Consider the following 21,422-nt stretch of genomic DNA (forward strand, 5'->3'; position numbering starts at 1 on the left):
TTGCCGCGGTGTCGTGCGCGCGGGCCGTGCCACTGTCTGTGCGTGGCGCTCGGCGTCGCCGCAGCGAGGTGTCGCGTGCTGAACGCCGCCATCGATGCGCCACCGCTGTCGCTGCGCGAGCAGCGCCGCAATCTTTTGATCGAGCTGGTGCTGCTGTTCGCCATCGGCTACAACTTCCTGCTCGCGGTGGTGAACGCCAAGGTGTTCCGGGTCAGCCCGGCCATGACTTATGTGGCGGAACTGGCGATCTATGGCGCCTGTTTCCTGATCGGCCTGTGGTCGCTGGATCGCAAGCGCACGGCGATGGTGTTCACCGGCATCGGCCTGCTGGCGCTGCTGATGCTGGTGCGGCTGTTCCTGGTCTGGTCGATCGATCCCAAGTTCTTCCGCGACGCGCTGATCCCGTTCGCGTTCCTGGTGCTGGGCGCGGCCTATACCGGCTCGCTGCCCAAGCTGTTCCTGCGCATGGCGCTGATCGTGTCGCTGGTGGCGGCGTTCGAGCTGGCCTTGCCCAAGGTGTACGGCGACGTGGTCAACCCGAAGAGCTACTTCGTCAATGCGCGCGGCGCCAGCGCATCGAGCTTCTGGAACCAGGACAGCAACCTGTTCGTCAGCGCGACCCGGCCGGGCGCGCGCAACTTCCTGCCGTCCTCCAACCTGCCGCGCGCGTCCTCGGTGTTCATCGAGCCGGTGACGATGGGCAACTTCATCATCTTCTTCACCGCGATCCTGCTGACCTTCTGGCGCTGGATGCGGCCGGTCGGCATCGCCGCGTCGGTGGCGATGATCGGCTTCCTGATCGTGGCCTCGGACGGACGCCTGGCCGCCGGCACCTGCGTGATGATGGTCGCGCTGAGCCCGCTGCTGCTGCGCATGGACCAGCGCCTGGGCTTTCTGATCTTCTTCGGCGTGTTGTTGGGCGCGTGGCTGATGGTGTGGGCGTCCGGCATCCAGAGCTACGAGGACACCACCCTGGGGCGGGTGTTCTTCACCGTGTACTCGATCCGCAACATGACCGCCGAATCGTGGCTGGGCCTGGATTTCGACACGCCGTACAAATATTTCGACAGCGGCATCGCCTATTTCATCTCCTCGCAGTCGGTGGTGCTGGTGCTGGCGTTCCTGCTCGCCTATTCGTTCGCGATGCTGATGCGCACGATCGAGGGCCAGCTGTTCAAGAACCTGCTGATCTTCGCGTTCGCGTTGAGCCTGCTGGTTTCCAACGGCTACTTCTCGATCAAGACCGCGGCGCTGTGGTGGTTCGTCTGCGGCTGCCTGTGGCAGATGGTGCCGCGGTGCGCAGTACCGGCCGCGTTGCCGCCGGCCACCGGCCCCACGCCGCGTGCGGCGGTGGCGACATGAGCGCCGCCACGCAGACGCTGCAGACGGTGCTGGCCGAGCAGCCGACCCGTACTGGCGTGCGCGGCACGCGCGATGCGCGCATCGATGCGGCCAAGGCGCTGGCGATCCTGCTGGTGGTGTTCGGTCACGCGAAGGGCATCCCGCACGCCTATGTGATCCTGGCCTACAGCTTCCATGTGCCGATGTTCTTCGTGCTGTCCGGCTGGGTCGGCGAGGCGTTCGGCAAGCGCCCGCTGGGCATGGCGATCTGGACCAAGCTGGCGCGCAGCCTGTTGCTGCCGTATCTGGCATTCTTCATGGTGGCGTACGCGTACTGGATGCTGACCCGCAATATCGGGTCCAAGGCGCAGCTGTGGGGCGACCGGCCGTGGTGGGAGCCGCTGCTGGGCCTGGTCAGCGGCATCGGACCCAAGCTCTACGTGATGCCGGCGCTATGGTTCCTGCCGGCGTTGTTCGTGACCACGCTGAGCTATCTGTACCTGCGCCGGCGGCTGTCGCTGGACGTGTTGGCGGTGTTGTCGCTGCTGCTGGCCTGGGGTTGGGCGACCTGGTTCCCGACCCAGGATTACCGGCTTCCGTTTGCGCTGGATGTACTACCGGTGTCGCTGTGCTTCTTCGCGATCGGCGCGGCCGCGGCCAAGCGCAGCGGCCTGCTTCCGACCAGTCGCACGGGCAACGCGCTGGCGGCGTTGCTGCTAGGTGTGGCGTGGTTCGCGATCGCCTGGAACAACGGCCGGGTGGACGTCAACATGATGAAGTTCGGCCATTCGCCGCTCGGTTTCCTCGCCGCCAGCCTGCTCGGCAGCGCGATGACACTGTGCGTGGCGCGACTGGTGCAGGAGTGGGCATGGCTGCAGTGGATCGGACGCAACACCCTGCTGATCCTGTGCACGCATACGCTGTTTTTTTCGGTCATGGCCGGCGTGGCCAGCCGCACCGGCCTGGTCCGCGGCGATGCCTGGGGGCCGGCCTGGGCGGTATCGGTAAGCGTGCTGGCGGTGCTCGCCAGCGTTCCGATGCGCGCGGTGATCGTGCGCGTGGCGCCGTGGATGATCGGGCTGCGGCGCGAGCCGGCAAGACAGGAGGCGAATTGATGGCGCTATCGCAATGCGGCATGTGGTCCTGCGGGAGCGCGCAATGAAGGTGGTTCACGTCGTGCGCCAGTTCCATCCGTCCGTGGGCGGCATGGAAGAGGTCGTGCTGAACATCGCGCGGCGGCATCTGCAGCAGGGCCGCGATCAGGTCGAGGTGGTCACCCTGGACCGGGTCTTCACCCGGCCGCAGGAGCGCCTTGCGCAGCGCGACGCGTATCAGGGCGTGCCGATCGTGCGGCTGCCGTTCCGCGGTTCCTCGCGCTATCCGCTGGCGCCGAAGGTGCTCGCCGCGCTGCGCGACGCCGATCTGGTGCACGTGCACGGCATCGATTTCTTCTACGACTTCCTGGCCTTGACACGGATCCTGCACGGCACGCCGATGATCGTCTCCACCCATGGCGGCTTCTTCCATACCACCTATGCCTCGCGGCTGAAGATGCTGTGGTTCAAGACGCTGACCCGGGCCTCGGCCCGGGCCTATGCGCGGGTCGTGGCGACCAGCGAGAACGATGGCCAGGTGTTCTCGGCGGTGGTCGCACCGCAGCGCCTGCGGGTGATCGAGAACGGCGTGGATGTGAGCAAGTTCGCAGGGCAGGGCAACGCCACGCCGGGGCGCACGCTGATCTATTTCGGGCGCTGGTCGGTCAACAAGGGCCTGCTGGAAACGCTGGATCTGCTGCGTGCGCTGGCGGCGCAGGATCCGGCCTGGCAGCTGATCGTGGCCGGGCGCGAATACGACTTCAGCCATGCCGATCTGCTGCAGGCGATCGCCGAACGCGGCCTGCAGGAGCGCGTGCAGCTGCGCGTGGCGCCCTCGCAGGAGGAACTGGCGCAGCTGCTCGGCAGCGCGCAGTACTTCGTGTGCCTGTCGCGTCACGAGGGCTTCGGCCTGGCCGCGGTCGAAGCGATGAGCGCCGGCCTGCTGCCGGTGCTGAGCGATATTCCGCCGTTCGCGCGCCTGGTGCGCGAATCGGCGCAAGGCGTGCTGCTGGATCCGGCCGATCCGCAGCGCGGCGCTGCTGCGGTGCAGGCCTATGCCGCCGCCACCGACGCGACGTTCCCCGCGCAGCGGCAGGCGGCCATGGCCTATGCGCAGCGCTACGACTGGGACCACGTGGTCGGCGCCTACCTGGACGAATACCGCGCGGCGCTGGGCACGACGGAGGGCGCGCGATGAGCGGCGAACCGCGTTGCAGCGGCGATGCGCGCGTGCCGGGGCCGCCGGTCACCGTGCTGCTGTCGACCGAGCGGCCCGGCGCGACCACCAATCCGTACCTGACCCAGCTGTACGCGGCCTTGCCGCAACAGGTGCAGTTGCGGTTCTTCTCGATGCGCGCGGCGCTGCTGTCGCGCTACGACGTGCTGCACGTGCACTGGCCGGAATACATGATGCGGCACCGCACCGCCGTGGGCACGCTGGCCAAACAGGCGTGCATGGCGCTGCTGTTGCTGCGGCTCAAGCTCGCCGGCGTGCCGCTGGTGCGCACGCTGCACAACGTCGCCCCGCACGAGGACAAGGGCTGGCGCGAGCGGCTGCTGCTGCGCTGGACCGATCGCCTGACCGCGCGCTGGATCCGCATCAACGCGACCACGCCGGAGCGTGCGCCGGCCACCGACACGATTCTGCACGGCCATTACCGCGACTGGTACGCGGCGATGCCGCGGCCGCCGCGGGTGCCGGGACGGCTGCTGCATTTCGGCCTGCTGCGTCCGTACAAAGGCGTGGAAACCCTGATCGCGACGCTGCAGGCCTTGCCCGATCCGGCGTTGAGCCTGCGCATCGCCGGCAATCCGATCAATGCGCAGATCCGCACCGTGGTCGAACAGGCCTGCGCCGCCGATCCGCGGATCAGCGCGCGCCTGCAGTACGTGGAAGACGAGGTACTCGCGCACGAAGTCGGCGAGGCCGAACTGGTGGTGTTGCCGTACCGGCAGATGCACAACTCCGGCACGCTGCTGCTGGCCTTGTCGCTGGCGCGGCCGGTGCTGGCGCCGTGGAACGAGGCCACTGCGGCGATCGCCGAAGAGGTCGGTCCGCAGTGGGTGCTGCTGTATCGGGGCGAGCTCGATGCCGCGCAGCTGGCCGACGCCCTGGCGCAGGCGCGGCGCCTGCCGGCCGACGCGATGCCCGACCTGTCGCGCCGCGACTGGAGCGCGATCGGCGTGCAGCACTACCGCAGCTATCTGGATGCGCGCGGCGTGCGCGGCGAGGCACGGGCATGAGCGCGGCCGAAACGCCGCGTCCATCGGCGCCGCCGGAGCGCAGCCTGGGGTCGCGTGCGGCCGGCGGCGCCGCGGTCACCATGGCCGGGCAACTGGCGAAGATGGTGGTGCAGTTCGGCGGCATCGTGCTGCTGGCGCGCCTGCTGACGCCGTACGACTACGGCCTGATGGCGATGGTCACCGCGATCGTCGGCATGGCCGAGATCCTGCGCGACTTCGGCCTGTCCTCGGCCGCGATCCAGGCCAAGCACGTCAGCCGCGAGCAGCGCGACAACCTGTTCTGGATCAACAGCGGCATCGGCCTGGTGCTGGCGGTCGTGGTGTTCCTGTCCTCGTCGTGGATCGCGCATTTCTATCGCGAGCCGGCGCTGCTGGGCATCTCGCAAGCGCTGGCGGTGACCTTCCTGCTCAACGGCATGACCACCCAGTATCGCGCGCATCTCAGTCGCGGGCTGCGTTTCGGCCAGGTATCGCTGAGCGATGTCGGCGCGCAGGTGATGGGCCTGCTCGCCGGTGTCGGCGTGGCCCTGGCCGGTTACGGCTACTGGGCGCTGGTGTGGCAGCAGGTGGTGCAGGCCCTGGTCAACCTGGCGATCGCCGGCGCCTGCGCGCGCTGGCTGCCGCGCGGCTATAGCCGCGCCGCGCCGATGCGCGCGTTCCTGAGCTTCGGCTGGAACCTGATGGCGGCGCAACTGCTCGGCTACGCCAGCCGCAACGTCGGCCAGGTGATCATCGGCCACCGCATCGGCGCCGAGGCGCTGGGCCTGTACAACCGCGCGTTCCAGTTGCTGATGATGCCGCTGAACCAGATCAATGCGCCGGCCACCTCGGTGGCGCTGCCGGTGCTGTCGCAGTTGCAGGACGATGCGCCGCGCTTCGGCAACTTCCTGCTGCGCGGGCAGACGGTGATGGTGCACCTGATCGTGGCGCTGTTTTCCTGCGCCTGCGCGCTGGCGCTGCCGCTGATCGTGCTGGTGCTGGGCGAACAGTGGCGGCCGGCGGTGCCGCTGTTCCAGGTCCTGACCCTCGGCGGCATCTTCCAGACCGCGTCCTACGCCACCTACTGGGTGTTCCTGGCGCATGGCCTGATGCGCGAACAGCTGGTGTATTCGGTGGTCGGGCGGGTGCTGCTGATCGCCTGCATCTTCGCCGGCTCGGCCTGGGGTGTGATGGGCGTGACCGTGGGCTACACGCTGGGCCTGCTGGTGATGTGGCCGCTGTCGGTGATCTGGGTCGCCAAGGTGGCGCCGCAGGTGCCGGCGCTGGAATTATTCAACAACGGCCTGCGCGCGATCGTCGGCTACGGCGTGGCCGGCGCGGCGGCGTACTTCGCCGCGCAGCAGTGGGGCGGCGGTTCGCTGTGGCAGCAGCTGGCGGTGGGCGGCGTTGCGATGGCGCTGGGCTGCGTGCTGGTGTTCGCGCTGTGGCCGGCGTTCCGCCGCGACGTGATGGCGATCCTCAACATGCGCACCTTGCTGCGCGATGCCAGGGCCAAACGATGACCCGCGATCCGGCGATTTTCTCCGACACCCCTCTACCGCAAAGGAGCGATGGCATGAGCGATTCTTCCGCATCGGCGACGCTCGCCGCGGCACCGGCCGCGGCCCTCGCCGGCCGCCCGCCGTGCTATCTGGTGCTGTCGGCGCACGACTACCGCACGCCGCGCCGCGCCAACATCCACTTCATCGCCGACGAGCTGGCCAAGCGCGGCACCACACGCTTCTTCTCGCTGCGCTACAGCCTGCTGTCGCGGCTCAAGGGCGACCTGCGGCTGCCGCTGGACGCCACCGCCAACACCGTGGTCAAGCACAACGGCGTGGATTGCTACCTGTGGCGCGCGCCGCTGCATCCGTTCAACACCCGGCGGCGCTGGCTGCGGCCGCTGGAAGACCTGATGTTCAAGCTGTACGCGGCCAAGCCGCCGGCGACGCTGCTGCGCTGGATGCAGGAAGCGGATGTGATCGTGTTCGAAAGCGGCATCGCGGTGGCCTTCATCGAGCTGGCGGCACGCATCAACCCGACCGCGCGCAAGGTCTACCGCGCCTCCGACGGCCTGAGCACGATCAACGTCGCCGATTACATCGAGCGCGAGTTCGACCGCGTGGCGCCGAGCCTGGACGTGATCGCGCTGGTGTCGCCGGCGATGGCCGATGAGATCTCCAGCCGCCACAACGTGTTCCATGTCGGCCACGGCGTGGACCACAACCTGGACACGCTCGGCGACCCTTCGCCGTATGGCGAGGGCATCCACGCGGTGGCGGTCGGCTCGATGCTGTTCGATCCGGAGTTCTTCGTCGCCGCCAGCCGCGCCTTCCCGCAGGTCACCTTCCACGTGATCGGCTCCGGCATGGGCCGCGCGCCGGGCTACGGCGACAACGTGGTGGTGTACGGCGAAATGAAGCACGCCGAGACCATCCGCTACATCAAGCACGCGCGCTTCGGCATCGCGCCGTATGCCTCGGAGCAGGTGCCGGTGTATCTGGCCGACAGTTCGATGAAGCTGCTGCAATACGATTTCTTCGGCCTGCCGGCGGTGTGTCCGAACGCGGTGGTCGGCAGCTACCAGTCGCGCTTCGGCTATACCCCGGGCGACGAGGCGTCGATCGTCGCGGCGATCGAGAAGGCGCTGCACGCGCCGCACGTACGCCACCGCCAATGCCTGAGCTGGTCCGAAACCACCGACCGCGTCCTGGATCCGTCGGCCTATCCGGAGACCCGGCTGTTCGCGGCGGATCCGGCCTGATCCCGCACTCTCGCCCATCGACCGCCGTACGCGCGGCAACAGGAGTCCTGCGCATGTCTGCACTGCAAAAATGGTCCGCCCTGCAACGCTGGATCGACTACGAGGAGCGCCGCGCGCTGTTCTGGTGGAAGCCCAAGAACGGGGAGATCAACGTCGGCGATCACCTGTCGAAGATCATCGTATCCAACGTGCTGGGGCAGCGTGACCGCACCTTGCTGGACAAGCGCGACAAGCGCAAGCGCCTGATCGCGATCGGCTCGGTGCTGCATTTCGCCAGCGATGGCGACACGGTGTGGGGCAGCGGCGTCAACGGCAAGATCCCGGCCGATCGGCATCGCTTCCGCAGCCTGGACGTGCGCGCCGTGCGCGGCCCCAAGACCCGCGCGTTCCTGCGCGAACGCGGGATCGACGTGCCGGAGATCTACGGCGACCCCGGCCTGCTGATGCCGCTGTTCTTCCCGCGCGAAGCGCTGTCGCCGCCGGCGGAGCGGCAGCCATTCCTGATCGTGCCGCACTTCAACGAGCCGTCGGAGAAATACGCCGGCTACAAGGACAGGCTGGTGCTGCCCAACCGGCAACCGGCCGGCTTCGTGCGGCAATTGCTGGGGGCGGAGCTGGTGGTGTCCAGTTCCTTGCATGGCCTGATCCTGGCCGAGGCCTACGGCGTTCCGTCGGTCTACCTGGACTGGGGCAACGGCGAGGACCGTTTCAAGTACGACGACTACTATCACGGCACCGGGCGCATGCAGTGGCATTCCGGCGGCAACGTCGAGGAATGCCTGGCCCTGGGCGGCAATGCGCCGTTCGATCTGCATGGCGTGCAGCGCGGTCTTCTGGACAGCTTTCCCCATGACCTCTGGTGATCTGCCGCCGGAGCGTGCGGAAGTGTTGGCGCTGGGCGGCTATCCGATCCTGCGCACCACCGAAGCGGCGTTCGCGCACTCGCTGTTCCAGGCGCAGGCGCGCGGCGAGCAGCGCCAGGTGTTCTTCGCCAACACCAATTTCGTGGTGCAGTGCCAGGCGCTGCGCCAGCGCCTGCGTGCGCCGGACGTGCGCATCGTCAACGACGGCATCGGCATGGACCTGGGCGCGCTGCTGGTGCATCGCCGCCGCTTCGCCGGCAACCTCAACGGCACCGACCTGATTCCCTACCTGTGCCGGCACAGCCGGCGGCCGCTGCGCTTCTTCCTGCTCGGCGGGCGGCCCGGCGTGGCCCAGGCCGCCGCGCAGACGCTGCGGCAGACGCTGGGCCAGCACGTGGTCGGCACCTGCGACGGCTACGCCGAGTTCACGGCCGCGGGCACGGCCCTGACCGAGCGCATCAACGCCAGCGGCGCGGACGTGGTGCTGGCGGCGTTCGGCAATCCGCTGCAGGAAACCTGGATCCTCGACCATGCCGCGCAGCTGGAGGCGCGCTTGCTGTTCGGGGTCGGCGCGCTGCTGGATTTCCTGTCGGGCAACGCCCAGCGTGCGCCGGCCTGGGTGCGCCGGCTGCACATGGAGTGGATGTACCGCCTGTTGCGCGAGCCACGGCGCCTGCTCAAGCGCTACAGCTGGGACCTGCTGGTGTTCTTCGGCGTGTGCCTGCGCAACGGCCGGCGCCTGGGCTAGGCCGACGCGGCCTGCGCACCACCCTTCGCAGGCGGCGCGGCAGCCGCCATGGACGTGGCTGCGATCGACTGCGATTACACGCTCAGTCGATCCGCCCGGTCGCGCCCCGCGGCCGTTCAGGAATCTCCGACAGACGGTATGGCGCAGCCGCCGTTGGTCTAGCCCAAGTTCCCCCACCAGCCCTACACTGGGTCATGTCTACGAAATCGTCCACTCGCATCGCCAGCTTGGTGCGCGACTTGTCGCTGCTGCCGCACCCGGAAGGCGGGCGTTATGCGCGCGTACACACCTCCGCGCTGCAGGTCCAGTACGAAGGCGTCACGCGTCCGGCCTGCACCGCGATCCGCTTCCTGCTGGTGCGCGGCGAGTGCAGCGACTGGCACCGGATCGATGCCGATGAAACCTGGCAATGGGAGGAGGGCGGCGCGCTGGAACTGCTGAGCTTCGATCCGCAGCATGGCCTGCAGCGCTACCGGATGGACGCCAGCGAACGCGGCGGCCTGCCGTCGGTGGTGATCCCGGCCGGCAGCTGGCAGGCGGCGCGGCCGCTGGACGACTACAGCCTGGTGCGCTGCGCGGTGGCGCCGGGCTTTCTGTGGGAGCGCTTCGAACTGCTGCCGGCCACCGATCCGCTGGCCGCGTACCTGCCCAAGCTATTGGACTGATATCGTCGCGACGCGCCGGATCGCCGGCGCCGGTCCGACTTCCTGGAGAGTGGCGCGATGCCCTGGACGAGTGCGCTGAGAGGCGTGTGTGCGGCACTGCTGCTGGCGTTCGCGGGCCTGGCCGCCGCGCATCCGGCCGCACCGCCGGCGCCGCCCGCCGCCGCGCCGGTGGTCGATCTGCAGGCGGTACTGGTGACCGGCCAGCAGCCGGGTCCCGGGCTGTGGCAGGTGCGCCGCGGCGACCATGTGCTGTGGATCCTGGGCACCGTGTCGCCGTTGCCCAAGCGCATGCAGTGGGCATCGGGCGAGGTGGAGCGGGTGATCGGCCAGTCGCAGCAGGTCATCGCCGCGCCGACCCTGTCGCTGTCCTCGAACCTGGGCGTGTTCCGCAGCATGCTGTTGCTGCCGGCGCTGCTGAAGGCGCGGCGCAATCCGGACGACCAGACCCTGCAGCAGGTACTGCCGGCCGAGCTGTACGCGCAATGGCTGCCGTTGAAGGCGCGCTACCTGGGCCGCGATGCCAGCGTGGAAAAATGGCGGCCGGTGTTCGCCGCGCAGGAGCTGTACGAAGCGGCGATGCGCAAATCCGGATTGAGCATGGCCAGCGTCGTGCAGCCGGTGATCGAGCGCGCGGCCAAGCGCGCCAAGGTGCCGATCGTGCCGGTAGTGGTGGAAGTGAAAGTACCCGACGCCAAGCGCGCGCTGCAGGAATTCCGCGCGACCGCGCTGAACGACCGCACCTGCTTCGCGCGCACCCTGCAGGTCATCCAGAGCGACCTGGACACGATGCGGCAGCGCGCCAATGCCTGGTCCGAGGGCGATCTCGACGCGCTCGGCAAGCTGCCGGGCAACGATCAGTACCGGGTGTGCATGGATGCGGTCGGCGAGGCCGCGATCGCGCGCAAGCTGGGCCTGGGCGATGTACGCCAACGTGCGCTGGGCAAATGGCTGGAGACGGCCGAGCGGGCGCTGGCGCAGAACCGCTCCAGCTTCGCGGTGTTGTCGATGCAGGCGTTGCAGGAAGCAGACGGTCCGCTGGACCGGCTGCGCGCACGCGGCTACGAGGTGATCGCGCCTTGAGGGCACTTCCAATAACCCCAAAAAAGGCATGGCGATGCACTTGCGAGACGCCCACACGCACAGCCCGCAGGTTCGGGCATCGATATGTTCGAGATGCCATGGAGTGGCAAAGGCGCCCTGGCGATAGACGCGGTGGCGTTGTGGGTGCGTTTTTCATGGACGCCTTGCATCACGGCCACTTCATCCTCCTGTCGCGGCTGAAGCCGCTCCTACAAGAGCACGGCGCGCATGTGTAGGAGCGGCTTCAGCCGCGACAGAAAAAAGAAACACGCCATCGCCACACGCAGCGTGCAGCTTCCGGAATGGGAGTTATTAGAGGTGCCCTTGCGCCGGCGCCGTGCGGCGCGCCGCTGGCCTGGCGACGCCGCACATGCAGTGACTGGCGAACCCCGGCGCGCTCAGCCGGCAGCGCTACGCGCTGCGTTGGCGCCGGTCGCCAGTTGCGGCCAACGCGCCAGGACCGCCGTGCGGATGCCGGCGGCGTCGATACCGGCTTCGGCCAGCAATTGCTCGCGGCTGGCGTGGTGCTGGAACGCGTCGGGCAGGCCCAGGTGCAGCACCGGGCGCAGCACGCCTTCGGCATTGAGCAGTTCGGCCACGCCGGACCCGGCGCCGCCGGCCACCACGTTGTCCTCGATGGTCACGAAGCCGTCGTGGCTGCGGGCAAGCTCGAGCAGCAGCGCGCGGTCCAGCGGTTTGACGAAGCGCATGTTGACCACGCTCAGGCCCAGCTCGCGCCCGACCTGTTCGGCCGCGGCCACGGTCGCGCCGAACGCCAGCAGGGCCAGCGTGGCGCCGGTCGCGCGGACCTGCGCCTTGCCGATCGGCAGCGTGTCCAGCGTGGTGCCGGGCGCCACGCCGGGACCGGTGCCGCGCGGATAGCGCACCGCGGCCGGGCCGGCATGGCGCAGGCCGGTGCTGAGCATCTGCCGGCATTCGGCCTCGTCGGCCGGGGCCATCACCACCAGATGCGGCACGCAGCGCAGGAAGCTCAGGTCCAGGTTGCCGGCATGGGTGGCGCCGTCCGGGCCGACCACGCCGCCGCGATCGATCGCGAACAGCACGTCGAGCTGCTGCACCGCCACGTCGTGCACCAGTTGATCGTAGCCGCGCTGCAGGAAGGTCGAGTAGATCGCCACCACCGGCTTGGCGCCCTGCGTGGCCATGCCGGCGGCCAGCGTCACCGCATGCTGCTCGGCGATCGCCACGTCGAAATAGCGCTGCGGGTATTCCTTGCTGAAGCGCACCAGGCCCGAACCCTCGCGCATCGCCGGGGTGATCGCCAGCAGCGCCGGTTCGGCCGCGGCCATGTCGCAGATCCAGTCGCCGAACACGTCGGTATAGGTCGGCGCCTTGGCGCCCGGCTTGGACACCAGGCCCTTGCTGGGATCGAACGGGCCGACCGCGTGGTAGCCGATCTGGTCGCCCTCTGCCAGTTCGTAGCCCTTGCCCTTGGTGGTGATCACGTGCAGCAGCTGCGGACCCTTCAGCGTCTGCAGCGTCTTCAGCGCGCCGATCAGCGCCGGCAGGTCGTGGCCGTCGATCGGCCCGGTGTAGTGGAAGCCCATCTCCTCGAACAGCGTGGAGGGCACGAACATGCCTTTCCAATGCTCTTCCCAGCGGCGCACGAAACGCGCGGTAGGATTGCTCTTCTTGTCGCCGAGGATCTTCTTGCCGCTCTCGCGGATCGCATTGAGGGTCTTGCTGCCGCTCATCCGGCCGAGCATCTTGGTGACCCCGCCGACCGCCTCGGAGATCGACATGCGGTTGTCGTTGAGGATCACCAGCAGGTTCGGTTCCGGGTCCATGCCGCCGGCGTGGTTCAGGGCCTCGTAGGCCATGCCGGCGGTCATCGCGCCGTCGCCGATCACCGCCACCACCTTGCGCTCGTCGCCGGCGCGCTGCAGGGCGATGGCCATGCCCAGCGCCGCGGAGATCGAAGTGGAGGAATGGCCGACGCCGAAGGTGTCGTACTCGCTCTCCTCGCGCTTGGGGAACGGCGCCACGCCGTCGGCCTGCTTGACCGTGTGGATCCGGTCGCGGCGTCCGGTGAGGATCTTGTGCGGATAGGTCTGGTGGCCGACGTCCCACACCAGCTGGTCGACCGGGGTGTCGTACAGGTAGTGCAGGGCCACGGTGAGTTCGATCACGCCCAGCCCGGCGCCGAAATGGCCGCCGCTCTTGCCGACGCACTCGATCAGGAAGGCACGCAGTTCCTCCGCGATCGCCGGCAGCTCGGCTTCATCGAAGCGGCGCAGGTCGGCGGGGGTCTGGATGCGCGAGAGGCGCGGATAGCGGGTGGGGTCGATCATCGGGATTCGGGTTCAGCGGACCGTCCATTTTCCTCCCCATTCCGGGCACGGGCAAGCAACCCGTTCAGTTGCATACGGGCACAGGCCGCGCTGCAAGGCAGGTGCGGCAATCGGTCGCAGTGCGCGGCGCGTCGCGCGCCGGCCTGCAGCTCAGACCGAAAGCTTGGAACGCTTGGGCAATTGCGCCTTCAGGAACGACATCTGATCGGCGAGGATGTTGCGGTTGGACAGGATCAGGTGCTCGATCCAGCTCGGCCGGTACGGGACCGCCAGCAGCGGCATCGACGCCTGCTGTGGGGTGCGGTTGCCCTTGCGCGAATTGCAGTGGAAACACGCGGTGACCACGTTCTCCCAGGTGTCGCGGCCGCCCTTGGAGACCGGCAGTACGTGGTCGCGGGTCAGTTGCGGACGGCTGAACTGCTGGCCGCAGTACAGGCACAGCTGCGCGTCGCGGGCGAACAGCGCGGTATTGGTCAAGGTGGGCGTGGGATCGAGCGCGCGCGAGCGCGCATGGCCGCGCGCGGCGATGATCGGATGCAGGTGCAGCACGCTGCGCTCGCCGCTGGCGCGCGACATGCCGCCGTGGATCTGCATGCACGGCTCGCCCAGGGTCCAGGCCACCGCGCCGCGCGCATACAGGCAGGCCGCCGCTTGCCAGTTGATCCAGTCCAGCACCCGGCCATGCGCATCCAGCGACAGCAGTCGCACCGAAGGCAGGTGGGCGTGAGCGGAAGGTGGCGGCAGCGACGCGTCGCCGGCCGAAGCGGCGAAGGCTCCGGTATCGATCAGACCAAGCGTTGTTGTGTCTGTCTCCATCGGGAAAACAGCTTATACCCGATTGTTGACGATTTGTGTATCGAAGCGGGACGGATCTGCCAGCGGGACTGATCTGCGCGACCGGCGCATTGCGCCGCCGGTCGCGCAGTGCGCGCCGCTCAGAAGTGCGCGTCGGCCATCGCCATCAGCGGTTCGGCACCGGCCTCGATCACCGCGGCGTGGGTCAGCGTGCGCGGCAGCAGCTTGGCGTAGTAGAAGCGTGCGGTCTCGCGCTTGGACTGCTTGAGCGCGTCGCTCTGCGCCGATGCGTCCGCGGCGGCGACGCTGCGCGCCCACCAGTAGGCCAGCACCACGTAGCCGGAATAGAACACGTAGTCGTAGCTGGCCGCGCCCAGTTCGTCGGCGTTGCCGGCGGCGCGCTGCAGGATGCGCTTGGTCAGCGCCGCCCATTCGCCGGCCTTCTCGCGCAGCGGGCCGACGAACTCGGCCACGGCCGGATTGTCGGCGTGCTCGGCGAGGAAGGCCTCGATCTGCGCCAGGAACAGCTTCAGCCCCGCGCCCTGGCTGGACGCGGTCTTGCGCCCGATCAGGTCCAGCGCCTGGATGCCGGTGGTGCCTTCGTACAGGGTGGTGATGCGTGCGTCGCGGGCCAGTTGCTCCATGCCGTGTTCGTGGATGTAGCCGTGGCCGCCGAAGCACTGCAGCGCGTGATAGGTGTTCTCCACCCCCCATTCGGTCTGGCAGGCCTTGGAGATCGGGGTCAGGAAACTGACCAGCACGTCGGCCTGCTCGCGCTCGGCCGGGTCCTGCGCATGGTGGGCGACATCGATCAGGGTCGCGGCATGCAGCGCCAGCAGGCGGCTGCCTTCGGTCAGTGCCTTCACCGTCAGCAGCATGCGGCGCACGTCGGGGTGCACCAGGATCGGGTCGGCCGGCTTGTCCGGCAGCTTGGCGCCGGTCAGCGAACGCGACTGCAGGCGCTCGCGCGCATAGCGCAAGGCATTCTGATAAGCACGCTCGGACAGGCCGATGCCTTGCAGGCCAACGCCCAGCCGCGCCGTGTTCATCATCGTAAACATGGCCTGCAGGCCCTTGTGCGGCTGGCCGACCAAGTAGCCTTCGGCGCCGTCGAAGTTCATCACGCAGGTCGCCGAGCCGTGGATGCCCATCTTGTGCTCCAGCGAGCCGCAGCGCACCGCGTTGCGCGCGCCGACGCTGCCGTCGCGGGCGACCTTGAACTTGGGCACCACCAGCAGCGAAATGCCCTTGGCCCCGGCCGGCGCATCCGGCAGCCGCGCCAGCACCAGGTGCACGATGTTGTCGGTGAAGTCGTGCTCGCCGGCGGTGATGAAGATCTTGGTGCCGCTGACCGACCAGCTGCCGTCGGCATTGGGTTCGGCGCGGGTCTTGAGCAGGCCCAGGTCGGTGCCGCAGTGCGGCTCGGTCAGACACATGGTGCCGGTCCAGCGCCCATCCACCAGCGGCTTCAGGAACACCTCCTGCTGCCAGGCTTCGCCGTGCTGCTTGAGCGCCTCGACCGCGCCGTGCGACAGCAGCGGGAAGTTGCCCCAGGCCAGGTTGGCGGCGTTGACCATTTCGTTGAGCGGCACGCCCAGCGTGTGCGGCAGGCCCTGGCCGCCGAACTCGGTGGCCGCGGTCAGGCCGGTCCAGCCGCCGTCGGCGAACTGCCGGTAGGCCTCGCGGAAACCGGGCGCGGTGGTGACCGCGCCGGTGGCCGCGTCCAGCGTGCAGCCGTGCTCGTCGCCGACCCGGTTCAGCGGCGCCAGCACGCTGCCGGTGAAGCGCGCGGCTTCTTCCAGTACGGCGTCGACCACGTCGGTGGTGGCCTCGGCGTAGCCGAGGCGGGCGAACAGCGCCTCCACCTGCAGCACGTCGTGCAACGCGAAGCGCAGGTCGGTCAGCGGGGCTTGGTAGGTGCTCATGCGGTCGCTCGAACAGAGGCCGCGGCGCGGCCGAGGTGCGCAGGATACTACGGCGTATGGATGTGGGGCGGGGATTCGGGATTGGGGATTCGGGATTCGTAACGGCTGTCGCGCGGTCTGGATGGATCGGGGCCCGTGCTTAGCTTTTACGAATCCCCAATCCCGAATCCCGAATCACGGCTCCCCATGCACCGTGACCGTGGCGGTCATGCCGGCGGCCAGGATGGTGCCGCGCGGCACGCTGGCCGGATCGATGCGCACCCGCACCGGCACCCGCTGCGCCAGGCGGATCCAGTTGAAGGTGGGGCTGACGTCGGCCAGCAGCGACGTGCTGGTCGGGTTGTCGCTGTCGGCGATGCCGCGGGCGATGCCTTCGACCTTGCCGCGCAGCATCACCCCGCCGCTCATCAGGCGGATATCGGCGCGATCGCCGACGTGCACGCGCGGCAGCTTGGTTTCCTCGAAATAGCCGTAGACCCACATCGCGTCGTCGCGCACCAGCGCCAACCGCGCGCTGCCGGCCTGGGCGTAGTCGCCGACGCGCACGTCCAGGTTGGTGATGTAGCCGTCGGCGGTGGCGCGCACCTGGGTGCGTTGCAGATCCAGTTCGGCCAGGTCGACCGCGGCCTGCGCCTGCGCCACCGCCGCCAGCGCCTGCGCCTGGGCGGCGCTGGCCTGGCCGCGCACGGCGGCGGTGCGGTGCACGTCGGCCTGCGCCGAGCGCGCGGTGGCCTCGGCATCGGAACGGGCTTCGGCCGAGATCACCGACGCGGCGCGCGCGCGGCGTTCGGCCTGCGCGCGGCGCATCTGGAATTCGGCCTCGCTGGCCGCCTGGCTGGCGGCCGCGGCGGAGATGCTGGCGCCGGCCGAGCGCGCCTGTGCCTGCGCCGCGGCCAGGTCGGCGCGCGCCTGCGCCAGGGCCAGCTCGAAACGCCGGCGATCGACGCTGAACAGCACCTCGCCGCGCTTGACGTGCTGGTTGTCGGCCACCGCGACCGCATCGACCAGGCCGGACACGTCCGGGGCGATGCGCACCACCTCGGCACGCACGCGGCCGTCGCGGGTCCACGGCGACAGCATGTAATGCCGCCACAGCGCGTGCGCGAGCAGGGCGGCGATCAGCACGATCGCGGCGGTCAGGGCGAAACGGATCAGGGCGGGTGTCTTCATGGCGGGACTCACGGCAGGAGGAGCAGGCCGAGCGCGGCGAACACGCCGACGTACAGGGCCAGACGGAACAGCGGCGGATGCCAGGCGTAGCGGTACAGCCCGGCGCGGCCGGCGAGCGCATCCACCGCCCAGGCGGCGAACAGCAGCGCCACCGCCAGCACCAGCAGGCCGGGCACGTAGACGCCGGCGATCGAGATTTCAGCGGGCAGCGTCATCGGCGGCTCCTGGCGAGGTCGGGGCGGGCGCAGGCCCGGCGGCGAGGGCGGCGAGCACCGAATCGGCATCGAGCAGCGCGCCACGCAGTACATGCAGATGTTCGCGGGTGCGCTTCCAGCGCAGCGGTACCGCGTCGTCGCGACGGCTCGCCGTCAGCGCCGCATCGATGCGCTGCAGGGCCAGCCGATGGCGTTCGGGCGACGGCGCCAGGTACAGCCCGGCCAGCGCCTGCACCGCGGCGTCCACCTCGCTGGCCAGCGCGGCGGGCAACTCGCCATCGGCGGCATCGCCGCGCAACTCGACCAGGGTACGCCCGGTCTCGTGGACCGACAGCGCCCAGCCCAGCAGTTCGCGCAACTCGTCGCTGCCCGGCGGAGTATGCGCGACGATCTGCTGGAACAGATCGCGGTTGACGCTCTCCAGGCGCAGGTGCAGACCGGGCAGCGGCGCGCGCGCGGCCAGCGTGGTCTGCCGGCGCAACTGCTCCAGCAGGCGCTGGCGATGCCAGCGCGTGCCGATCACCGGCGGCACGAACACGAACGCCACGCTCACCGCCAGCGTCCCCAGCAGCAGCGGCACCACGCTGTTGAACGTGGTGACCGCATTGAAGTTCGGCGTCGGCTGCACCGCCAGGATCGAGATGAAGGCCAGATTGGTGCCGGTGGCGAAGCCGAACAACGCCGGCCTGGAGGCCAGGTACAGGGTCAGCAGCAGGAACGGCAAGGTGCCGGCGATGAACAGGATGTAGCCGTCCATCTGCGGCAGCACCAGCAACTGGCAGACCGCGCCCAGCGCGGCGCCGAACACGAAGCCCTTGAACAGCGAGCGCGCCGCCGCCGGCGCGTTGGCGCTGGAGGACAGGATCGCGCTCAACGCCACCGCCTGGAACACCGCGGTGGCGCCGCTGATCCAGCCGGCCTGGATCCACAGCCAGCACATCGCCGCCACCAGCAACGCGCTGCGCAGCGCGGTCAGCGCGGCGGCCGCGTAATCGTTGCCGCGCAGGAACACGGCGGTATCGCCGCCGGCCTGCGGCGTGCGCCATTGCTGCGGGGCGACCAGCGCGGCCTCGGCGGCGACATAGTCGTGCAACTCGCCGAAGAAGCGCTGCAGCAGCGATACGCCGACGTCGAAATCCTCGTGGCGCGCGTTCGGCAAGGTCTCGCGCACCGCGGCAGCGCGCGTCGCCAGCGCGTCGCGGCATGCGGCCAACCGGTCCGCGGTCTCGGCGGTGCGCTCGCGGCCGCCGCGTTCGCTGAGCGCCGCCTTCAGCGGCCGGTAAAGGCCGATCAGCGCCTCGGCGACATCGCCTTCGGCTTGGCGCAGCAGGCGGTTGATGTAGTGGTGCAGCGACTGGAAGCTGGTGGACACCGCCATGAAGCGCTGGTTGAGCAGGCGCAGGCGGCCGCTGCGCACGCGCGCCTCCGGATCCTCGAACACCACCGAACTGCGCAGGTCCTCGATCTGCACCGCGTCGCGGACGAAGCGCAGGTGCGCCTGTTCCATCGACGCGCGCGACAACTGGCCGCCCGTGGCATCGCGGACGAAGTCCAGGAAACCGTCGTAGGCGCGGCGCACGGTATCGCGCAAGGTCTGGCGCAGGCGGCTGGGAAACACCACGTCGCTGACCACGCCGGTCACCAGCAGGCCGAGCAACACCTCGGTGACCCGCGCGGTGACTAGGGCGAACACGTTCTGCGGCTGGTTCACCGCCGGCAGCGCGATCAGCGCCACCGTATAGCCGGACAGCACGAACGCGTACGCCTTGAAGTTGCGGTACAGCAGCGCGCCGCCGGTGCACAGGCCGATCCAGATCGCCAGCACCAGCACGAACAACACCGGTTCCTGCGGGAACAGCGCCACCATCGCCAGCGCGGCGACGCTGCCGATCAGCGTGCCGAGCACACGGTAGAAGCCCTTGGCGAACACCATGCCGGTCTGCCGGTGCATCACCACCACCACGGTGATCATTGCGGTCATCGGCGAAGCCAGGTCCAGGCGCAGCGCGATCCAGCCGGCCAGGTAGATCGACAGCAGCGTGCGCAGCACGAATAGCCACGCCTCGCCTTCGCCGCGCAGGGCATCGGCCAGCACCGCGCGCAACCGCGGCGCGGTTACTGCGGCGGGCGCGGTGGCTGCGACATCGGTGCCGGGCGCGCTCACGCGTCGCCTTCCACGCTGCGCAGCAGTTGCTTCAGCAAGGCTTCCAGCTGCGCCAGCTCGGCGCTTTGCAGATGCTGCGTGTAACCGCGAAGTTGCGCGAACACGTCGGGCATGAACGCGGCGATCAGGCGTTCGCCCTCGGCGGTCAGGCGCAGCAGCAACATGCGCCGGTCTTCGGCGCTGGGGGTGCGCTGGATCAGGCCCTTGTCGACCAGATGGCTGGTCAGGCGGGTGACGTTGGCCGACTTCTCGCTGGCCGCGTCGCTCAGCTGCGACGGGTTCAAGGTCCCGTCCGGGCTGGCGTCGATCATCATCAGCACGTTGTACTCGGAGTAGTTCAGGCCGTATGCGCGCAGCATGTCGTTGCCCTGATCCAGGATCAGCTTGTGCAACAGCTTTATCAGGCGCACCACCAAGGCCGCGTCACGGGGAAACCCCGGATGCTTCTGGGCGGTGACGTCCAGGCGCTGCTCGGTGGCGGCGAAGCGGCTCATGACTGGCAGGGCATTTCGTACATATGTATATATTACATTTCTGTATTAAATGCGCGGTAATGGCAGCTGAATGCGTGCTCGGCGAAGCAGCGCTCTCGCGTCGGGGATGTGCGGTTACACGGTGGTCACCGAGCGGCGCCCGGCAATGGAAGCCGTAAGACAGGGGATTTGGCAGGTGCAACGTCGAGCGACGGGCGCGGCACCGCTACCCGAGGTCACCGCGGGTGCGCGACCGAGGGGGAGGGGCCGCGCCGCGTCGGCGCGGTCGGATGCGGCTAGCGCAGGACGCCGTCCAGCCCGGGGGCGGGCGTGAGCATGTTGCGCGTATCGATCTCGAACGTGCGCTGCTTCTTCTCTTCCGGGGTGGCGTCGATGCTGCCCTTGAGGGTGTAGTCGAGGCTGCGGCGGCCGGCCAGGGCGTCGGCGACGGCGATGCGCGCGGCCGAACTCGGGCGCAGCGCGACGCTGACCACGTCCGCGGTTTCCGGTCCGATCGAGATTGCCGGCGCGAGCTGCAGGGTCCCGGCGGCTTCGCCGCCCACGCCCAGGTCCAGGCGGACGCGGTCGTAACGCATCGGGATGCTGCTGTAGTTCTGCAGGCGCAACTCCACCTTCCAGCTGCCGTCCATGTTGACGGTGAGCTGCTGCAGGCTGGCCGCGGGGTCGGACACGCGCCGCACCATGCCATCGCCGCAGGCGGCCAGCAGGGCAGTGCACAACACGAGCAAGCCGAAGCGAAGCCGCTGACGCATGACCGGATTCCAGGATGTGAAGACCGGCGAAGAATACTACGGCGCTCAGGGACCAGGTGTGGCGAGCGCTGGGCCGCGGCCGCGCGCCAGCAGCCAGCCGCCGCGCCGGGAAATCACGAATCGTAAACCGGCAGTCCTCAGTCCCCAGTCCCCAGCGCCAGTCGCGAACCACGAACCACGAACCAATAGCCGCCCGCTGCCAGCTGCCAGCAGCCACAGCCAGCAGCCACAGCCACAGCCACAGCTAGCAGCTAGCAGCCAGCAGCCAGCCGCGGGTGCCTGTCAGCGTGGCCTCCAGGAGTTCACGCCGTCCTCCTGCCAGCGTTGTGGCGGTCGCGCTGGTTGCCCGGCTGCTTCGCTGCCAGCGCTCGGCACACTCCAGCGCATCGACACGCCCCGGGTAAGGCGGCGCTGCAGTACGGCCGCGGCATGTCACGCATTGCTCCGCCGAGCCAGGACCACAGAGCGGCGGCCCAGCCGGCTTCCGGTCGAGAGCGCTCGCGGCCAGCCTTGCAGCGAGGCGCGTGGCCAGTCACCTGAAACCGGAGCCCTGCGACAGTGGCATGGACCACTGACGAGCACGCCGGACCGGACATTGTGTGGCGGTGTCCTCGGCGCCTGGCCTATGACCATCACCAGCGGCATCCGAGCTCGCGCATACGCCAGGTGCCGAGGACGCCATCAGCATGCGCGGCTGCAGAATTCGGCGCAGTCGGCGCGGGCCGCGCTAGCCGGTAGGAAAATTCCGAACTGCCACACTTGCCCAATCCCGAACGCATCGCTATGATGCGCGTCCCCGCACCGGTCCTGCCGCGTT

General features: G+C 69.1%; 18 protein-coding genes. 10 read left to right on the forward strand and 8 right to left on the reverse strand.

Annotation, left to right across the window (positions count from 1 at the left end):
• The first annotated feature begins 75 nt into the window (after positions 1 to 75).
• The 10 genes from AB3X08_RS09245 to AB3X08_RS09290 all read left to right on the forward strand — a co-directional run bounded on the left by AB3X08_RS09245 (position 76) and on the right by AB3X08_RS09290 (position 10,778).
• On the forward strand, positions 76 to 1,362 hold the full coding sequence (locus tag AB3X08_RS09245; RefSeq protein WP_369937781.1) for a polysaccharide biosynthesis protein GumE: 1,287 nt from the start codon (positions 76 to 78) through the stop codon (positions 1,360 to 1,362).
• The gene (locus tag AB3X08_RS09250) at positions 1,359 to 2,456 is read left to right on the forward strand and encodes an acyltransferase family protein (protein WP_369937782.1); all 1,098 of its coding nucleotides are present in this window, start codon (positions 1,359 to 1,361) and stop codon (positions 2,454 to 2,456) included. The genes AB3X08_RS09245 and AB3X08_RS09250 overlap by 4 nt, the downstream gene beginning before the upstream one ends.
• Before the next feature lie 43 nt (positions 2,457 to 2,499).
• A complete protein-coding gene (locus AB3X08_RS09255) occupies positions 2,500 to 3,633 on the forward strand; it encodes a glycosyltransferase family 4 protein (RefSeq protein WP_369937784.1) in 1,134 nt (377 codons plus the stop codon).
• Positions 3,630 to 4,679, forward strand: a complete 1,050-nt coding sequence (locus tag AB3X08_RS09260; RefSeq protein WP_369937786.1) for a GDP-mannose--glycolipid 4-beta-D-mannosyltransferase — start codon at positions 3,630 to 3,632, stop codon at positions 4,677 to 4,679. Before AB3X08_RS09255 ends, AB3X08_RS09260 begins: the two co-directional genes overlap by 4 nt.
• Positions 4,676 to 6,181, forward strand: coding sequence for a lipopolysaccharide biosynthesis protein (locus AB3X08_RS09265; RefSeq protein WP_369937787.1), 1,506 nt, complete (start codon positions 4,676 to 4,678; stop codon positions 6,179 to 6,181). Before AB3X08_RS09260 ends, AB3X08_RS09265 begins: the two co-directional genes overlap by 4 nt.
• Before the next feature lie 53 nt (positions 6,182 to 6,234).
• Entirely contained in the window at positions 6,235 to 7,422 is a 1,188-nt protein-coding gene (locus AB3X08_RS09270) for a glycosyltransferase family 1 protein (protein ID WP_369937788.1), read from the forward strand.
• Between the two features lie 53 nt (positions 7,423 to 7,475).
• Positions 7,476 to 8,285: a polysaccharide pyruvyl transferase family protein gene (locus AB3X08_RS09275; RefSeq protein ID WP_369937789.1), complete on the forward strand. Its 810-nt coding sequence runs from the start codon at positions 7,476 to 7,478 to the stop codon at positions 8,283 to 8,285.
• The gene (locus AB3X08_RS09280; protein WP_369937791.1) at positions 8,272 to 9,033 is read left to right on the forward strand and encodes a WecB/TagA/CpsF family glycosyltransferase; all 762 of its coding nucleotides are present in this window, start codon (positions 8,272 to 8,274) and stop codon (positions 9,031 to 9,033) included. The genes AB3X08_RS09275 and AB3X08_RS09280 overlap by 14 nt, the downstream gene beginning before the upstream one ends.
• Positions 9,034 to 9,227: 194 nt before the next feature.
• On the forward strand, positions 9,228 to 9,698 hold the full coding sequence (locus tag AB3X08_RS09285) for a cupin domain-containing protein (protein ID WP_369937793.1): 471 nt from the start codon (positions 9,228 to 9,230) through the stop codon (positions 9,696 to 9,698).
• Between the two features lie 57 nt (positions 9,699 to 9,755).
• Positions 9,756 to 10,778 (forward strand): TraB/GumN family protein, encoded by a 1,023-nt coding sequence (locus tag AB3X08_RS09290; protein WP_369937795.1) that lies wholly within the window; start codon positions 9,756 to 9,758, stop codon positions 10,776 to 10,778.
• 398 nt (positions 10,779 to 11,176) lie between these two features.
• On the opposite strand, the gene dxs is transcribed toward AB3X08_RS09290, so the two are convergent.
• The 8 genes from dxs to AB3X08_RS09330 all read right to left on the reverse strand — a co-directional run bounded on the left by dxs (position 11,177) and on the right by AB3X08_RS09330 (position 20,605).
• Positions 11,177 to 13,090 carry a 1-deoxy-D-xylulose-5-phosphate synthase gene (gene dxs / locus AB3X08_RS09295; protein ID WP_369937797.1) on the reverse strand — a complete coding sequence of 638 codons (1,914 nt, stop codon included), beginning with the start codon at positions 13,088 to 13,090 and terminating at the stop codon, positions 11,177 to 11,179.
• Positions 13,091 to 13,240: 150 nt separating this feature from the next.
• Complete coding sequence (locus AB3X08_RS09300) at positions 13,241 to 13,906, reverse strand: HNH endonuclease (protein ID WP_369937798.1); 666 nt, start codon at positions 13,904 to 13,906, stop codon at positions 13,241 to 13,243.
• A 119-nt stretch (positions 13,907 to 14,025) separates the two neighbouring features.
• The gene (locus AB3X08_RS09305) at positions 14,026 to 15,810 is read right to left on the reverse strand and encodes an acyl-CoA dehydrogenase C-terminal domain-containing protein (RefSeq protein ID WP_369937800.1); all 1,785 of its coding nucleotides are present in this window, start codon (positions 15,808 to 15,810) and stop codon (positions 14,026 to 14,028) included.
• Between the two features lie 174 nt (positions 15,811 to 15,984).
• On the reverse strand, positions 15,985 to 16,980 hold the full coding sequence (locus AB3X08_RS09310) for a biotin/lipoyl-binding protein (RefSeq protein WP_369937803.1): 996 nt from the start codon (positions 16,978 to 16,980) through the stop codon (positions 15,985 to 15,987).
• An 8-nt stretch (positions 16,981 to 16,988) separates the two neighbouring features.
• Positions 16,989 to 17,195 (reverse strand): DUF1656 domain-containing protein, encoded by a 207-nt coding sequence (locus AB3X08_RS09315; RefSeq protein ID WP_184410272.1) that lies wholly within the window; start codon positions 17,193 to 17,195, stop codon positions 16,989 to 16,991.
• Positions 17,179 to 19,359: an FUSC family protein gene (locus AB3X08_RS09320; protein ID WP_369937805.1), complete on the reverse strand. Its 2,181-nt coding sequence runs from the start codon at positions 19,357 to 19,359 to the stop codon at positions 17,179 to 17,181. The genes AB3X08_RS09315 and AB3X08_RS09320 overlap by 17 nt, the downstream gene beginning before the upstream one ends.
• Positions 19,356 to 19,853, reverse strand: a complete 498-nt coding sequence (locus tag AB3X08_RS09325) for a MarR family winged helix-turn-helix transcriptional regulator (RefSeq protein ID WP_369937806.1) — start codon at positions 19,851 to 19,853, stop codon at positions 19,356 to 19,358. Before AB3X08_RS09325 ends, AB3X08_RS09320 begins: the two co-directional genes overlap by 4 nt.
• 275 nt (positions 19,854 to 20,128) lie before the next feature.
• Positions 20,129 to 20,605 carry an LEA type 2 family protein gene (locus tag AB3X08_RS09330; protein ID WP_369937807.1) on the reverse strand — a complete coding sequence of 159 codons (477 nt, stop codon included), beginning with the start codon at positions 20,603 to 20,605 and terminating at the stop codon, positions 20,129 to 20,131.
• Positions 20,606 to 21,422: the final 817 nt, after the last annotated feature.

It is taken from the genome of Xanthomonas sp. DAR 34887, assembly GCF_041245805.1.
GTDB classification, from domain to species: domain Bacteria; phylum Pseudomonadota; class Gammaproteobacteria; order Xanthomonadales; family Xanthomonadaceae; genus Xanthomonas_A; species Xanthomonas_A tesorieronis.

Bases quoted from the DNA above. Each gene is read 5' to 3' on its own strand.
- AB3X08_RS09250 (WP_369937782.1), top strand. From the start codon at position 1,359: ATGAGCGCCGCCACGCAGACGCTGCAGACGGTGCTGGCCGAGCAGCCG.
- AB3X08_RS09255 (WP_369937784.1), top strand. From the start codon at position 2,500: ATGAAGGTGGTTCACGTCGTGCGCCAGTTCCATCCGTCCGTGGGCGGC.
- AB3X08_RS09260 (WP_369937786.1), top strand. From the start codon at position 3,630: ATGAGCGGCGAACCGCGTTGCAGCGGCGATGCGCGCGTGCCGGGGCCG.
- AB3X08_RS09265 (WP_369937787.1), top strand. From the start codon at position 4,676: ATGAGCGCGGCCGAAACGCCGCGTCCATCGGCGCCGCCGGAGCGCAGC.
- AB3X08_RS09270 (WP_369937788.1), top strand. From the start codon at position 6,235: ATGAGCGATTCTTCCGCATCGGCGACGCTCGCCGCGGCACCGGCCGCG.
- AB3X08_RS09275 (WP_369937789.1), top strand. From the start codon at position 7,476: ATGTCTGCACTGCAAAAATGGTCCGCCCTGCAACGCTGGATCGACTAC.
- AB3X08_RS09280 (WP_369937791.1), top strand. From the start codon at position 8,272: ATGACCTCTGGTGATCTGCCGCCGGAGCGTGCGGAAGTGTTGGCGCTG.
- AB3X08_RS09285 (WP_369937793.1), top strand. From the start codon at position 9,228: ATGTCTACGAAATCGTCCACTCGCATCGCCAGCTTGGTGCGCGACTTG.
- AB3X08_RS09290 (WP_369937795.1), top strand. From the start codon at position 9,756: ATGCCCTGGACGAGTGCGCTGAGAGGCGTGTGTGCGGCACTGCTGCTG.
- dxs (WP_369937797.1), bottom strand. From the start codon at position 13,090: ATGATCGACCCCACCCGCTATCCGCGCCTCTCGCGCATCCAGACCCCC.
- AB3X08_RS09300 (WP_369937798.1), bottom strand. From the start codon at position 13,906: ATGGAGACAGACACAACAACGCTTGGTCTGATCGATACCGGAGCCTTC.
- AB3X08_RS09305 (WP_369937800.1), bottom strand. From the start codon at position 15,810: ATGAGCACCTACCAAGCCCCGCTGACCGACCTGCGCTTCGCGTTGCAC.
- AB3X08_RS09310 (WP_369937803.1), bottom strand. From the start codon at position 16,980: ATGAAGACACCCGCCCTGATCCGTTTCGCCCTGACCGCCGCGATCGTG.
- AB3X08_RS09315 (WP_184410272.1), bottom strand. From the start codon at position 17,195: ATGACGCTGCCCGCTGAAATCTCGATCGCCGGCGTCTACGTGCCCGGC.
- AB3X08_RS09325 (WP_369937806.1), bottom strand. From the start codon at position 19,853: ATGAGCCGCTTCGCCGCCACCGAGCAGCGCCTGGACGTCACCGCCCAG.
- AB3X08_RS09330 (WP_369937807.1), bottom strand. From the start codon at position 20,605: ATGCGTCAGCGGCTTCGCTTCGGCTTGCTCGTGTTGTGCACTGCCCTG.